The organism is Pseudomonas sp. 2FG (assembly GCF_005502935.1).
Classification (GTDB): Bacteria; Pseudomonadota; Gammaproteobacteria; order Pseudomonadales; family Pseudomonadaceae; genus Aquipseudomonas.
In genome coordinates, this window is the sequence record NZ_SCMP01000012.1 from 22595 (window position 1) to 39096 (window position 16502).

Below are 16502 nucleotides of genomic sequence, written 5' to 3' on the forward strand. Positions count from 1 at the left end.
CCCATGAGTTTTGCCATCACCGGCCTCACCAATGCCAACGAGTTCTACAGCCAGCATTACCTGGACGAGATCCTCGAAAAAGACCTCAAACCGCTGTTTGACCAGTGGAAAGAGCAGGGCGCGCAAAGCCCCGTTGGCCGGCTGCGCACCGCCGCCGGGGCCAATGGCTATTTTCGTGCTCGTGAGCGCTTTCTGAATGAGCGCAAAGCCAGCGAGCGCGCCAGCCTGTTTATTGATCTGGTGCAACCGCTGCTCGCCGCCCTCGGTTACGAGCTGGCGCAGCAAAGTCTGGCACTGGCTGATGGCGAGTTACCGGTGCTCGCGGTGTACCGCGATGCCAAACACCAGCCGCTATTGGTTATTGCGGCAGCCATTGCAGGTGCGGAAGACGACGACAGCAGCCCGCTGCAATTGCTTGCGCCTGCTGCCAGTGAGCAAGGCAAGGGCAAGTATGCCTACAGCGACTGGGAAGAAACCCTCAGCAAGCGCCTGTTTGCCGACGACCACCCACCACGCTGGGTGTTGCTGCTGCACCATGAGGAATGGCTGCTGGTTGAACGCAGCAAATGGGGTCGCAAGGCGCTGCTGCGCTTTAATCTGCCGGAGCTGTTCGGCCCGCGTGACGACAAGCAATTCCGCGCCATGGCCGCGTTGCTGGGCAGCCAGTCGGTGCTGCCGGTGGAAGGCGGCGTGGCGCTGCTCGACAGCCTGGACGACAGCTCGCATAAGCATGCCTTTGAGGTGTCCACCGATCTTAAGTACGCCCTGCGTGAATGCATCGAGCTGATTGCCAACGAGGCCATCTGGTACAAACGCACGGTGGCGAAGGAGAAGGTGTTCGAGCGTAACGACACCGACCTGGCCGACCAGCTCAGCCGCGAAAGCCTGCGCTACATGTACCGTTTGCTGTTTATGTTCTACATCGAGGCGCGCCCCGAGTTGGGCTATGCGCCCATCGATGCCGAGGCCTACCTCAAGGGCTACAGCATCGAGCACCTGCGCGAGCTGGAACAAACCCCGCTGACCACCAGTGAAGCCCAGGAAGGCTTCTACTTCCACGACAGCCTCAAGCAACTCTTTGGCCTGATCTGGCAAGGCTATCCACGCCGTGATGCCACCGCGAGCCAGCTCGACTTGAGCGGCAGCCATGACGGCTTGCTCAATAACGGCTTTACCATTGCGCCGCTGCAAGGCCACCTGTTTGACCCCGCGCGTACGCCGCTGCTGGGCAGCATCAAGCTGCGCAACGCGGTACTGCAGAAAGTCATCGAACTGATGTCGCTATCCCGTGGCGGCGGTAAGAGCCGGCGAGGGCGCATCAGCTATGGCACCCTGGGTATCAACCAGCTCGGTGCGGTGTATGAATCCCTGCTGTCCTTCCGTGGTTTTTTCGCCGAAGAAGATCTCTACGAAGTACGCCCCGACCCCAAGGGTAAGAAGGCCGCCGCTGCTGATAGTGATGGTGACGAGAGCCAAGAAGACGATTCCAGCGAGAGCGATACCGACAACGAGGATGGCCTCGATACCCCCAGCGCTGCTGCGAAGAAAAAGGACGCCGAGGTTAACCCCCTGGATGCGGCCTACTTTGTGCCTGCCAGCAGCATCAGCCAGTACACCGACGCCGAGCGTCTGTTTGGCGGCAATACCAAGATTCACCCAAAAGGCACTTTTATCTATCGCCTAGCCGGGCGTGCCCGTGAGAAATCGGCGAGCTATTACACCCCGGAAGTGCTGACCAAATGCCTGGTCGAACATGCGCTAAAGGAGATTCTGCCCGGTAAGTCGGCGGATGAAATTCTCAAGCTCACCGTGTGCGAGCCAGCCATGGGCAGTGCGGCGTTCTTGAACGAGGCTGTCAGCCAATTGGCCGAAGCCTATCTGCAAGCCAAACAGAAAGAGCTGGGTCGCACCATCCCGCACGAGCAGTACACCGAAGAAAAACAGCGGGTGAAGATGTTTATTGCCGACAGCAATGTCTTTGGTGTGGACCTCAACCCCATTGCTGTGGAGCTGGCCGAGGTCTCGCTGTGGCTTAACGCCATTTTCAAAGGCAGCCATGTGCCCTGGTTCGGCCTGCAGCTCTACAACGGTAACTCCCTGGTGGGGGCGCGGCGCGAACTGTTTAGTACCGCCCAGCTCAGCCCGGGTAAAGGCGAGAACGGCCAGCCCGAGCGCGACTGGCGCGCCGCCGCGCCGCGTGCCTTGCCTCTCACGCAAGTGCCGGCTGCTACCGATGTATTCCACTTTTTGCTGCCTGCTGAAGGCATGGGCATGGTCAGCGACAAGGTGGTCAAGGCGCTGGAACCCGCCGCCTTCGAGCAATTTAAACAATGGCGCAAGGCCTTTACCGCACCGCTCAGCAAAGACGAAATCCGTCGCGTACAAGCCTTGAATCAGGCCACCGAACAGCTCTGGCAGCAGCACGCCCAGGAGCTGGCACGTGTACGTGCCGCCACCTGCGATGAACTGCACGTATGGCCTGATCCGGCGGCCAATCATGCGCCCACCAGCACCGCGCAGAAAGACGCTGCCTATCAGCGGGAGATGCTTAGCGAAGCGCAGAAAAATGCCAGCCCCTATCGCCGCCTCAAGCTGGTGATGGATGCCTGGTGCGCCCTGTGGTTCTGGCCGCTGGATAAAGCCAGTGAGTTGCCCAGCCGCGAACACTGGTGGTTTGTGTTGGAAACGGTGCTGCTCGGCAACGCCAGCCTGAGTAACGCCAATGATTTGTTCCCGGAAACCCAGTCGCAGCAAGGGCTGGACTTTGCCCCCGAGCGCGACCGCTACGGTCATGTCGATATCGCCGCACTGATCAACGCCCTGCCGCAACTGCAGGTGGCGCAGCAGGTGGCCAGCCAGCAGCACTTTATGCATTGGGCGCTGGAGTTTGCCGATGTCTTCAAGGCTCGTGGCGGTTTTGATGTGATCCTCGGTAATCCACCGTGGATCAAGGTGGAGTGGAACGAGCAGTCGCTGCTGTCGGACTTCGATCCGCGATTTGCCATTCGTAAGCTCAGCGCCAAGCAGACGGCGGATCAGCGCGAGGCGGTATTTGCGGCGTTACCACAGGCCAAAGCTGATTTTCTGGCTGAGTGTGTGGTCACTGAGGGTATGGGAGAGTTCCTCAATGCCCGGCAGAACTATTCGCTGCTGGAGGGGCAGAAGGCCAATCTCTACAAATGCTTTTTGCCGCTGGTGTGGCAGATCGGCAGTGGTGTGCAGGCCCTGCTGCATCCGGAAGGGGTGTATGACGACCCCAAGGGTGGTCAGCTGCGCGCGGCGCTTTATCCACGTTTGCGGGCGCATTATCAGTTTGCCAATGAGCGTTTGCTGTTTGCCGAGGTAGATAACCATACGCGCTACAGCATCAATATCTATGGAAGACAGCGTCCGGAGATTTGCTTCGTTACCGTGGCCAATTTGCTTGATCCCGTGTCGTTGAACCGCAGCTGGTCACATGCAGGTGGCGGCAAAATCCCCGGGATGAAAACTGAAGAAGGTAAGTGGGAGCTATCGGGTCATACCAACCGTCTGATTGAGGTTGAAGAGCCGTTGCTAGCCACCTTTGCCCAGTTGTACGACACACCCGGCACACCAGCAATGCAGGCGCGTCTGCCCGCCGTTCATAGCCGAGAGCTAGTTTCGGTGCTTGAGAAGTTCGCCCATGCCCCGCGTCGATTGGGCGATCTGGGTACTGATATCTACTGTACCCAGCATTGGAATGAGTCCATTGGTCAAAGCGACGGCACCATCCGACGTCGTAACACCGGCGAGCAGGGTTTTGCCAGTGAACCTGTAGAGTTCGTGCTATCTGGTCCGCATTTCTATGTGGGCATACCGCTCAACAAAACCCCCCGTAAGGTCTGCGACTCGAACAAGGCTTATGATCAGCTGGACCTTGAAACCTTGCCCGACGACTACCTGCCGCGCAGTAACTACCTGCCCGCCTGCGATGCCCCCGAGTACGCTCGCCGCGTACCCCGTGTAAGTTGGGTGGAAGAAGGCGAGCGCGAGGCGAGGACGGTGACGGGGTATTACCGTCATGTAAACCGCGAAATGATCAGTCCATCGGCTGAGCGGTCCTTGATTCCAGCGCTCGTGCCCCCGGGGCAAGGACATATCAATACCGTTCTCGCGAGCGCCTTCCGAGATCAACGACAGTTAGTGGATTATCACGCTCTGTGCCTGTCTGTGCCTGTGGACTATCGGGTTAAAAGTACGGGTATGGGGCACGCCAACACGACACTTATCAGTCAGTTGCCTCTGTTGCATGAGCATCCACTGAGTCGTGCGCTTAGGGCTCGTGCGCTGATCCTAAATAGTCTGACCAGCCAATACGCCGACCTCTGGCGCGAGTGCTGGCAACCAACCTTTCAGCAGGACAGTTGGGCCAGCAACGACCCACGCCTGCCGCAAAACTTCTTCGCGCAGCTTACCCCCGAATGGCATCGCAACTGTGCCCTGCGCAGCGACTACGCCCGCCGCCAGGCACTGGTGGAAATCGATGCGCTGGCCGCCCAGGCCCTCGGCCTGACTCTGGACGAGCTGCTGACAATCTATCGCGTGCAATTTCCGGTGATGCGCCAGTACGAGCGTGATACCTGGTACGACGCCAACGGTCGCATCATCTTTACTACCAGCAAAGGCTTGGCCGGCGTCGGCTTACCGCGCAAGGCCGGCAAACGCGATGCCGACTGCACCGTTTGCCTGCCCGATGGCAGTACTAAAACCGGCCGCCTCGGCTGGGAAGACGTGCAACCCACTCTTGACCCTAACGGCAGCAGCCAACCCCGAGTCCCCGACGGCACCATCATCGAGCGCCCCATCCTCGACGACACCCAACCCGGCGGCCCGATTCAACGCACCATCCAATACACCGCCCCCTTCACCCTGGCCGACCGCGAAGCCGACTACCGTGTGGCTTGGGCGCATTTTGAATCGGAGCAGACGAATGACTGAGGAATGTTCAATGGGCAATGCCAAGGGAGAGGGCTCCATGCAAAGCCATAGCGGCAATATCAAAAGTCCAATTGCCGCTGAGCTGCAAAGAATCGAAGAAGATTGCATCCACTCCGGAAAAGCACAGTTCAATGCCGCAGACCGATGGTCTCGCTACCACTACTGGTTAGGGGTTCCATCCGTTGCATTGAGCGCCGTGGCCGGTGCTGCCTTTATGAAAGAGTATGGCCAAGTAGCAGCGGGACTATCCGCCGTGATCACAGTGCTAACTGCACTGATGACATTTCTTAAGCCATCCGAGCGTGCTTCGGCACATAAAACCACTGGAGATCAGTATCTCGCGTTGCGTAACGACGCCCGGGTCTTTCGCGAGATCAAACTGCACCACACTTGCGACGAGCAGTCGGCCATTGATGGGCTTGATGAATTCACGACGCGTAGGAATGAGCTCAACAACGCGAGCCACCCGATAGCGCGAAGGGACTACGAAAAGGCGCGTGATGGCGTAGACCAAGGCGAAGCCACTCACCGCGTCGACAAGGAGAAGTGATGTCAGTTCTTTCGTATCTGGAGAAGCGTGCCAGCGCTGCGGTTCTTTCTGATGATGAGAAGCGCTCGATCAATACCTCGATCACAACGCTGCGCGCAAGGTTGACTAGTTACTTTGGGCAAGGCGTGTCTGAACAGTTTCAGTTCGGCTCATCCACTCGGGGCACTATCTTGCCAAGAAAGATGGATGAAGGCTCGGACATCGACTACATGATCGTCTTTTCGGAGTCTGGCTACACGCCTCAGACCTATCTTGATCGGGTGAAGCGGTTTGCCGAAACCTACTACTCCCGGTCAGAAATCAAGCAGTCATCGCCGACCATCGTTTTGGAGCTCAACCATATCAAGTTCGATCTGGTCCCAGCGCTCAAGTCCTATTCTGCCTACAAAATCGTAGGCCGCGATGGCGAGTGGCTTGAAACCAATCCGAATGACTTCAACGAGACGCTGACGGCAAAGAACAACCAGGAGCTATCCAAGATCAAGCCGACCATCCGCCTGGTCAAGTTCTGGAACGCTAAGAATGGTTACGTGTTTGACTCGTACAGCCTTGAGAAATGGATTGTTGGTCTATCGTACGGCGCATGTATCAATCAAACGCAGTATTTATTCAATGTATTTGACAACCTGAATCCCTACTCGATAGACACGCAGTGGCGTCGGGATAAAGTGGAACGGGCCCAAAAAAATATCGCAACGGTTCGCCAGTATGAGCAAGACAGTCTGCCGTACAGCGCCGAAGAAGAGGTTAAAAAGCTGATCCCTGAGTAACAGGGATGTCGGGCACTGCTGGCCACGCACCGGACGTGAGCTCTTAACGATTTGCCCGTATTCGGTGAAAGCACGCTAACGCTACAGCCCATCAGGGAAGACAAATTATGTCGTATGCAGGTATTTCCGTTCGTGAAGCACTGGACAAGCTGAACGCCCCCAACAGCGGGTGGTTTTTGCCTCAGGTGCAGCGGCAATACGTTTGGGGGGCACGCCACGAGTCAGAGGACTATGTGTGCCTGTTACTCGATTCACTTCTCAAGCGCTATCCGATAGGTGGCGTGGTGCTTTGGGAAACAGATCAGAAAGTTCCATATCGCTGCTTCGTGGGGGACTATGCCCCAGGGCAACATGCCCGCCAGGTAGATGAAGGGCTGTGGGGAGCACCCAAGGCTCTGGTATATGACGGTCAGCAACGCCTGCAGACCTTGTATTCAGTACTTCGTCACCGCTTCAATGGCCGGGTATTGCACTTCGATTTGTTGTTCGACCCTGCCTTTGCCGAGTCGGACGAAACTGGTTTTCTATTCCGCGATGCCAGTGCCATAGCGGAGGCTCGTTACCTGCGCATGACCGAATTGTCCTGTTTGCGTTGTAACGAGGATGAAAAGGTCGATCTTGAGGACCGTGTTCTGATGGCAGCAGGCGATGACAAAAACGTCAAACTGCGTATTCGCAGAAGCCTGAGTGCGCTGTGGGACATTTTCGTCGACACCAATCACAAGTCCATTGCCTACTTTTCGGTGAAAGCAGATACCCCATCAGAGGTCAATGAGGTCTTTCGGCGTCTTAACACTGGCGGTGTGGCACTGACCCAACTGGAGTTGGTGTTCGGCAAGATCAAGGCGGTTCACTCGGATTACGAGGAAAAGCTCTGGGCGTTGTCCGAGAGAATTGCCAAAAAAAGTGGTGGTATTGAGTTCTCGTCTACATCGATCCTGCAGTTCTTTCATTTGCTGATTAAGAACACCATTCGAATCGATGAGGGGCGTCTGGATGATAGCGATATCCAAGCTTTTCAGGATGCTCTAGAGAGTGACAGTGAGCCGTTAATCGAGGTGTTTAGTGGTTATTTGAAGGGCCTGCTAAACATCAATCATGCCTCCATCGTGCCTCGTTGGTTGGCCGTATTACCTATCGCGGCTTACCTGACTGAGCTTAAGCGCCATGGGCATGAATGGCGTATCCGTAACTGGGATGAGTCAGAGGTTCAACTGATTCACCAGTACTTCTTGCAGTCCCAGCTTTGCGACTGGAATACCCAGACCATGATCAATGCGTTTGGTCGCGAGTCCATGACTGCTGGCAAGGAGAATTGCTCATTTCCGCTTGAGCAGATTCGCCAGATTGCGATCGAGAAGAACCGTACTGGAGAGCTCAACGAGTACCAGCTGTTGAGTCAGACATGGTTGGCTACTAAAGTGCTTATGCCACACCGAAGCTATGTTTTTCACGAAAACAAACCACAGGTGGATCACATCTTCCCGATGAAACTTGTTGGGCAAGATGATACCTATCGGGAGGCTGTTGATGTGCTGTGGAATTTCCAGCCTATGCCAGCCGAGGTAAATAGGTACAAATCAAATCGTCACCCTAAAGAGTTTTTCCAAAGTCAGGACGGTAGTAAATATTGGCCTTCCTATGACTTCATCCCAGAATCTAAAGACCTGCTTTGGGACGACCATCTAGCATTTGTCGCTTCAAGAAAGCAGCAGATGCTGGATGCATTGAAGAGTCTTTATGGGCTAACGGTCGTCCCATCAGATGATGAGACGGTTTGACCATGCAGCCACTTATTGTCGCCCAGCAAGTCACTCAGGGTGTTGCGGACTTTCTCCGCACGGCCTTTCCATCTACCACTAACGGTTTTGAGGGCTTGCTGGAGCGCTTTCTGGCCGAGCGCAGCAATATCTTTAAAGGCCCGTACCTGACGCTGCCACTACCATTTCGTAAGCAGTTGAATGGTGGTGCACCGGCTTTTCCCTGGTTGCCGGCCAGCTTTGTGCCGCACGCGCATCAAGCCAAGGCGTTTGCGCGGCTGGCGGGCTCAGAGGCTCAATCCACGTTGGTGGCAACGGGTACTGGGTCAGGTAAGACCGAGTGCTTTCTATACCCGATCCTTGAGCATTGTCGTGTGGCGCGTGCCGAGGGGCGGCGTGGCATCAAGGCGATCATCCTCTATCCCATGAATGCCTTGGCCAGCGACCAATCTGGGCGCGTGGCCAAGGAAATCGTTAAGGCCGCTGGCCTTAGTGGGATTCGTGCAGGTCTGTATGTGGGTGATGCACCGGCTATCGAGTCGCAAACGGTCGCCCAATTGAGTGATGGCAGTTATTCGGTGATTACCGACCGCAATGCCCTGCGTGAAAATCCGCCGGATATTCTGCTGACCAACTACAAGATGCTGGACTTTCTGCTACTGCGTGCCGCAGATGCTCCTTTGTGGGCGCATCAGCAGCCGGACACGCTGCGGTATTTGGTGGTGGATGAGCTGCATACCTTCGATGGTGCGCAGGGTACTGATCTGGCCTGCTTGATTCGCCGTCTCAAGGGGCGGCTGAATGCACCACCGGACCAGTTGGTGTGCGTCGGTACTTCGGCAACGCTGGGAGACGATGGCGTTAGCGATTTGCTGGCCTTTGCCGGCGATGTGTTTGGTGAAGTGTTGGATGACAGCGCGGTTATCGCCGAGGACCGCGAGTCGGTTGGGGATTATCTCGCTGAAGCCTTGGTTGAGTTCACCCAAAGCCCGCAGCCCAGTGATCTGGATGTGTTGGCCCCCGAGAACTATGACGACCTGCATGCCTATCTGGCGGCCCAAGCACCCTTGTGGTTCGGTGAGCCTTGCTCGGTCACACAGGCCGAGGATTTTGCTTGGCGCTGTGGCTTGGGTAAGCACCTGAAGAGCCACTTTGCCTTCCAGAATCTTTTGCGTGATTTGGAGCGTCTTGGGCCAAAGTCCGTGTTGCTGGATGACCTGTTGGTACTGCTCAAGCGCCGTTTGCCGAGCTGCGACGATGAGCGCTTTGCGTTGCTTTGGTTGTCTAGCCTGCTGTCGCTGGTAGCGCATGCACGCCAGGATGCACATCAGGACTTCTTCTTGCAGGTTAAGGTGGAAATCTGGCTACGCGAGCTCCGCCGCATGGTGGCTGTGCTGGATGCTGAGCCGCAGCTTCGGCATTACGATGACTTACGTAAAGCCGATATGGAGCGGCTGCATCTGCCGGTGATCCACTGCCGCGAGTGCCACGCCACCGGCTGGGGTTCTACGCAACAAAAGATCAGCCCCAATCAACTGACCCATGACCTGCAGGCGTTTTACAGCGCGTTCTTCGCCGAGGATGTGAGCACCCGTTTTATCTTTCCTTCCAGTGCAGAGGTGAATCCTGCGGTGTTCGAGCGCAAGCAGGTATGCCCTGTCTGCGGCACCTTGCATCAGGCATCGCAAACCGAATGCACACACTGTGACGATCAGCCTTTGCTGGCCGTGGATATTGCCAGCAACCTGCGTGAAGGTACGCGCAATGGCGCGAAGTACACCAAGTCGCACCATGATTGTCCTTTCTGTGCTGGGTATAAAACGCTGACGATTGTCGGTTCGCAAGCGGCCAGCCTGGCGGCGGTGATGGTGGGGCAGTTGTTTGCAACGCGCTTCAACCCGGACAAGAAGCTGATTGCTTTCTCTGACTCCGTACAGGATGCGGCGCATCGTGCGGGCTTCCTTGCTGCGCGAACCTGGCGAATGAACTTGCGTTCGGCGTTGGCCCAGGTAATTGCTGATGCCTATGCCGCAGGGCAACCACTGACGTTATCAAGCTTGCCGACAGCTTTCGCGCAGCGTTGGCGCACGGCGCTAGGCGACGGTCATTATGTCGCTAACTTCCTGCCTCCTCAGATGCATTGGTTACGTGATTACGAAACCCTGATGGAAGAGGGGGCGCTGCCCGAGAACAGCAACCTACCTAGCGAGTTAGCTAGGCTGTTGCCGTGGGTGCTCAATGCAGAGTTCGGCCAGGATGCCCATATTGGGCGCACCCTGGTAGCGACTGGAACCGCTTGCGTGGTGCCACTTGCAGGCAAGTTAGACGAGGCCGCGCAATGGTTGTTGCCACGTCTACGTAACACGCTTGAACCGTTAGCCGCAGCACAGCTGGTCGAAATTGTTATTTTACTGCGTGGGCTGTTGGAAAACATGCAGCGCATAGGGGCGTGGCGCGATTCGGAGCTGGGGTTTTATGCGCGAATGGGTAGTAACCCTTGGGGGTACAAGAAAAAGAGCCTCAGCCAGTTCAAGCTTCTCACCAGCCCACGGCCACCGCGGTTTTTGACGCTGCCAGAGTTTGGCCGCTGCGTCAGTATCACTAAGAGCCATGCCCGTTTGTTTAGCGACTGGGCGTTCAAGGCATTGCCTGCTTTGCATGATCTGGCGCTGGGTGCGGATGCCTTGATTGCACCGCTTTATCGGCTTGCCCTTGAGGCGTTGGAAAGCGTTGGCTTAGCTGGTTTTGAGGAGGCCACCGAGAAGCCGGATATCCGTGTATGGGGGCTGGAACCGTCTGCTTTCCACGTTATCTTGGGGGGCAAGGTATGGCGGTGTGCCAGCTGCCACAGCACCACACTCTCTGGCCCAGAGGATGATTTTTCTGAGCAAGCGTGTCGCCGCGTCGATTGTCGGGGCGAGTTGCTGGCACTAGAGGTGCCCGGTGATTTTTATCGCAAGCTCTACCTGAATGCGGACATTCAGCGGGTAGTGGCGCATGAACATACAGGCTTGCTACCGCGCGAGACGCGTGAAGCGGTAGAGCGCAACTTTAAATCCAACAGTGATCGCCCCGGCGGCATCAATGTGCTCTCCGCGACACCTACGCTTGAGATGGGTATCGATATCGGCGACTTGTCCAGCGTGCTGCAATGTTCGGTTCCTCCACAGCAAGCCAACTACATTCAGCGAGCCGGCCGGGCAGGGCGCAGCACAGGTAATGCGTTGTTGATGAGCATGGCGACCAGCAAACCGCATGATCTGTATTTCTGGGACGACCCGAAAACCATGATTGCGGGCTCTGTGCAGGCCCCAGGGGTTTTCCTTAACGCCTCAGCGGTACTTGAGCGTCAGCTCACTGCATTTACTCTTGATTGCTGGGTGCATGAAAACGGGCGGGCGGCGCAGATTCCCCCGGAAATTCGTGGGGTGTTCACTGCGATCAATAATCAGACCAACAGCAAGTTTCCTTACCCTTGGTTGAGCTATGTGGAGCAGCATCAGGCATCGCTGCTTGAGCGGTTCTTGCATTTGTTCAATCAGGGGGAGTTGCGCCCTTTGAGCGAGGGTACGCGCCAATGGCTGGCTAATTTCATCCAGGGCAGCAACGGTGATAGCAGCCCGTTGGCGTACAAGATCGTCAACCGTTTGCAGGGTATTGCCAGTGATGTTGAAAGCATCAAGCGCAAGCGTGAGGCGGCAGCCAAGGAGATCGATAAGCTGCAGGCATTGACGGTGCGTGGTGAGGATCAGGATCTGGAGTTGGCACGACTGCTTCAGGATCGAACGGCGCTTTCGCGTTTGATTGGCAGCATTGAGGGTAAGGCCACGCTCAATGTGCTGACTGATGAGGGGTTGCTACCCAACTATGCATTCCCGGAGCAGGGTGTGCTGTTGCGTTCGATTATTGTGCGCGATCCAAAGCCTGGAACAACGGCTCCTGATCCACTGACCTTCGAATATGAGCGACCCGGATCAACGGCCATCACGGAGTTGGCACCGAACAACACCTTTTATGCCGAAGGCCGGCGGGTGGTGATCAATCAGGTCGACGTTTCGAAGATTAAGCCGGAGCACTGGCGTTTCTGTAGGCAGTGCTCCTATACCGAGCCGCTGTCCTCAGGTGATCAACACCCAAATTGCCCGCGCTGTGGCGATACGCTGTGGCGCGACAGTGGCCGCGTACACGAGATGCTGCGCTTGACCACGGTATTTGCCCGCACGCTGGATCGTGATAGCCGTATTGCGGACGACTCAGACGAGCGTCAACGCGGTTTTTATGTGCGTCAGGCGTTGGTTGATAGCCCGCCCGATGCAGTGCGCCAGGCCTTTGTAATTGACGAGCAGACATTTCCTTTCGGCTTCGAGTTTCTCGACCGGGTCACTTTTCGCGAGGTGAACTTTGGCGAGCAGTCAGCGGAAGGCATGCCGATGGAAATCGGCGGGAAGGAGCTTAGCCGACCTGGTTTCAGCATCTGCCCCGAGTGCGGGACTTTGCAGCGCAAGCGCAAGGCTGATGAGCTTTACCGCAATCATTCATCTTGGTGCTCGAAGCGCAAGAACCCGGAAGCGAGCACCCAGCAATGCGTGTTTCTCTATCGCGAGTTCACCAGTGAGGGTATCCGTCTTTTCTTGCCTGAGGTGGGTTTTGCGGACACTAATGAGGCTTTGCTGAGTTTTGTTTCGGCCCTGGAGTTGGGGCTGGCTCGGCGTTTCAGAGGGGCGGTGGACCATCTACGCATTGCTCTGGATATGCGCATGGCCGCAGGCTCAGACACTCCGCGCTGTTATTTGGTGATCTACGACAGCGTACCGGGAGGCACTGGCTACCTTAAAGAGCTGATGCGCGCCCCCGAGCCGTTGCTGGAAGTGTTCGATATTGCACTTCAGGCTCTCAATAGCTGCACCTGCAACCAGAATGCGGACACGGATGGCTGTTACCGCTGTGTGTACCGCTATCACAACAGCCATGATCGTAAATCCATCTCGCGGCGCACCGCGCAGAAGCTGTTGGGAGAGGTAGTGCAGTACAAGGGGGCACTGAAGCCAGTCACACATTTAGCTGACACCCAACCGGTCAACCAGTTGCTGGACAGCATGCTGGAGAAGCGATTTGTTGAGGCACTACGCCGCGAGCACCAGGGCGAAACGTTCAAGCTGAGCGAGTTGCTGTTCAAGGGCAAGGCGGGCTATCAGGTGCAGGCCGGCTCGCGCCGTTGGCGCATGGAGTTGCAAGTCAAACTGGGGGCTAGCGATGGCGTGCTGGTGCCGTGCAAGCCAGATTTTGTGTTCTGGCCAGACGATGCCGCCAACGATTTGCCGGTGGCGGTCTTTGTTGATGGCTGGCAGTACCACAAGGACATCATCGTCACTGATCTGGCCAAGCGCATGGCGGTGGCTAAGAGCTGTAAGTTTTCGGTTTGGACACTGACCTGGGATGACATCGAATGCGCCTTGCAGAACAAGGCACTGGCTACGCCATCCCCCTGGCCAACGCTGCTGAATGACGATCCACAACAGGTAGTGCAGAAACTCTGCACTGCACAAGGCATCGGGACACTTTCCAATTTCAAGTCACTTTCGCCATTTACCCAACTGCATCAGCGCTTAGCTCAAGGGCAACACCAGGCGCTTGGCAAGCTGGCTATCTCCCTAGCAGCGGGCATGCTGATGCCACCAGGGGATACCTCCGCGCTAAACACTCTGCACGAAGGGGCTTTCTGGCAGCGGCTGGATGAGCTGGGGCTGATTGCTGGTTTGCATGGTTATCGGCAGAGCGTACGCCAGCTTGGTACGGCCTTAACGTTAGCCACCGCCATGCATCCAGAGCAACTTAAGAAGGTGATGACCGGTAATGGCACGGCTGACTCTGAGCCTGTGTTGGTCGGCGAGTGGTGCGAATCCGACTTGCCAGACAGCGAGCGCCAGTTGCGTTGGCAGCAACTTTGGCAGGCACTGAACTTGTTGCTGCCATTGCGTCAGCTTTGGGTTGGAAGCGCTGAAATGCCGGGGCTGACTGCGCTGCAGGATTCTCCCGCACTCAAAGTGAAATCCGACGCGCTATCTGAGGCGTGGCAAGAGGCGCTGGACCTGGCCGCGCAGGAGGTGCAGGCCTGGCTCCTGGCTCTTGCTGGGCTGGGTGTGAGCGCTCCAAAACCAGGTTATGAGTTGATGAATGAGAAAGGCCGTGTAATAGCCGAGGCGGAATTAGCTTGGCCAGATGTTTGCGTTGCCGTTCTATTGCCTGATACCGCAGCAGAGGCAGCGCTGTTTGCTGGTCAAGGTTGGCACTTTTTTACGGCTGATGGTGGTGAGCTGCCCGATACGCTGAGAACCCTTTTGATGGAGACACTGGCATGACGCTGGCACTTAAGATTGCAATGTCCGATGACTTTCTAAAGTCGTTTGCGGCAGTTCCCCGCTCTCACCAGCAGGCAGTGCTGACCTTTGTCGCCAAGTTTCGTCAGAACCCGATGGCAAGCGGCATCAATTACGAACGCATTCGTGATGCTGCCGATCCGAACATGCGCTCGGTACGGATCAACGACAATATGCGCGGCATCGTGCTCAAGCCTGATGTGGGTAACGTGTATTGCCTGCTGTGGGTAGATCAACACGACGATGCCTATCAGTGGGCACGTCGCCATCGGGTCGCCATCCACCCGGATGTTGGCAGTATTCAGGTGTATGCGGTGCAGGAGACAGCTACCACGATGGCATCCGCCGCGCCGGCTGTAGTATGTGCGCCGGGCCTGTTCGATTCCCTCAAAGACCGTGAAATCCGCCGCTTGGGCGTACCCGATGACCGGCTGGAAGCGGTGCGTGCCGTGACCAACGATGAAGAACTGGATGCGTTGGAAGCGCAATTGCCCGATGAGGCATTCGAGGCGCTGTATCTGTTTGCTGCCGGCGAGCTTTTCGACAAGATCATCAGTGATCAGGCCGCGCCGGAGCAGGTTGACCCCGCAGATTTTGGTGCCGCGCTGGAGCGTGACAGCACTCGCCGCCATTTCGTAGTGCTGACAGATGACAGTGACCTGGACGCCTTGCTCGCTGCTCCGCTGGATCGCTGGCGGGTGTTCCTGCACCCTAGCCAGCGCAAGCTGGTGGAGCGTGACTGGAATGGGCCGGTGAAAGTAACCGGCGGCGCCGGTACAGGAAAAACAGTGGTGGCTATGCACCGCGCTGCACGTCTGGCACGACAGTACGCTGCCTTGCCCGGCCGCCCTGTGTTGTTCACCACCTTCACCAAAACGCTGGCCGAGGACATCCGGCAGCATTTGGCGCTGCTGTGCACGCCACAGGAGCTGGAGAAAATCCAGGTGGTGAATCTGGATCAGTGGGCCTCCAGCGTGCTGCGTCGCTTTGGCTATCCACATGACCTGCTATACAACGAAGGCGACCGTCGCCGCTTCTGGCAGGCAGCCCTGTCGGCCATGCCGGCATCGGTTGATCTGACCCCGCAGTTCATGCGTGCCGAATATGAGCGGGTGGTGCTGCCGCAAGCCTGCGAAACCGCCGAGGACTATATGCGTGCCAGCCGCGTGGGTCGCGGTGGCCAGCTTGGTCGTGCGGTGCGTAAGTCCATCTGGCCGGTGTTCGCCGAATACCGCGCCCAACTGCAAGCCGCCAACCTGCGTGAGCCAGAAGAAGCCTTTCGTGAGGCTTGCCAGCTGCTAAGAAAGGAGAAGCCAGCACTGGGGATTCGCGCCATGGTGGTGGACGAAGCTCAGGACATCAGTAACGCAGGCTTCGAGCTGATTCGTACGGCTGTGGATGCTGCCGAAAACGACCTGTTTATTGTTGGTGATGCTCACCAGCGCATCTATCGGCACAAGGTGGTGCTTAGCCGAGTGGGTGTTGAGGTGCGTGGTCGTAGCCGCAATCTGAAGGTGAATTACCGCACCACCGACGAAATTCGCCAATGGGCCTGCGCCCAGCTCGAAGGCTGTGCTGTCGATGATCTGGACGGCAATGCAGACTCTCTACGTGGTTACCACTCCCTGACCCACGGTGATGCGCCGGATGTCATCGAGTCGTCCTCCCTGCAGGAGGATATGTCGCATATCCAGGCGATCCTGAAGCAACTGCAGGACGACGGCATGGAGCCTCGCCAGGTCTGCATCACTGCGCGCGCCAATGACGATCTGGACGGTATTGCTCGGGCCTTGCAGCAAGCCGGTACTGTCTACCTGAAACTGGACAACTCAACCTCTGACGACTCGGCACTGCCAGGCGTTCGTCTGGCTACCATGCATCGCATCAAGGGGCTTGAGTTCAGCGTGGTGATTGTTGCCGCCTACAGAGGAGCCACTAGCTATGCTGAGCAATTTAGCCGTGATGAAGATGCCGGCGTAACTGAAGACACAGAAACCTCCGAGCGATGCCTACTGCACGTTGCGGCTACTCGAGCAAAGCGAAATTTGTTTCTTATAGTTCGCTCGCGCGATTGAGTCGGAGGCTA

General features: G+C 56.9%; 6 protein-coding genes. All 6 read left to right on the plus strand.

Annotation, left to right across the window (positions count from 1 at the left end; translation table 11 throughout):
- Positions 1 to 3 precede the first annotated feature (3 nt).
- The 6 genes from FFS13_RS13490 (at position 4) to FFS13_RS13515 (ending at position 16491) form a co-directional block, all read left to right on the plus strand.
- Entirely contained in the window at positions 4 to 4959 is a 4956-nt protein-coding gene (locus tag FFS13_RS13490; protein WP_137819601.1) for an Eco57I restriction-modification methylase domain-containing protein, read from the plus strand.
- Positions 4960 to 4969: 10 nt separating this feature from the next.
- Positions 4970 to 5509, plus strand: coding sequence for an SLATT domain-containing protein (locus FFS13_RS13495; RefSeq protein WP_218568619.1), 540 nt, complete (start codon positions 4970 to 4972; stop codon positions 5507 to 5509).
- The gene (locus tag FFS13_RS13500) at positions 5509 to 6279 is read left to right on the plus strand and encodes a nucleotidyltransferase (RefSeq protein ID WP_137819602.1); all 771 of its coding nucleotides are present in this window, start codon (positions 5509 to 5511) and stop codon (positions 6277 to 6279) included. Before FFS13_RS13495 ends, FFS13_RS13500 begins: the two co-directional genes overlap by 1 nt.
- A 107-nt stretch (positions 6280 to 6386) precedes the next feature.
- Positions 6387 to 8060 carry a DUF262 domain-containing protein gene (locus tag FFS13_RS13505; RefSeq protein ID WP_137819603.1) on the plus strand — a complete coding sequence of 558 codons (1674 nt, stop codon included), beginning with the start codon at positions 6387 to 6389 and terminating at the stop codon, positions 8058 to 8060.
- Between the two features lie 2 nt (positions 8061 to 8062).
- Positions 8063 to 14398, plus strand: coding sequence for a DEAD/DEAH box helicase (locus tag FFS13_RS13510; protein ID WP_137819604.1), 6336 nt, complete (start codon positions 8063 to 8065; stop codon positions 14396 to 14398).
- Positions 14395 to 16491 carry a UvrD-helicase domain-containing protein gene (locus tag FFS13_RS13515; RefSeq protein ID WP_137819605.1) on the plus strand — a complete coding sequence of 699 codons (2097 nt, stop codon included), beginning with the start codon at positions 14395 to 14397 and terminating at the stop codon, positions 16489 to 16491. Before FFS13_RS13510 ends, FFS13_RS13515 begins: the two co-directional genes overlap by 4 nt.
- Positions 16492 to 16502: the final 11 nt, after the last annotated feature.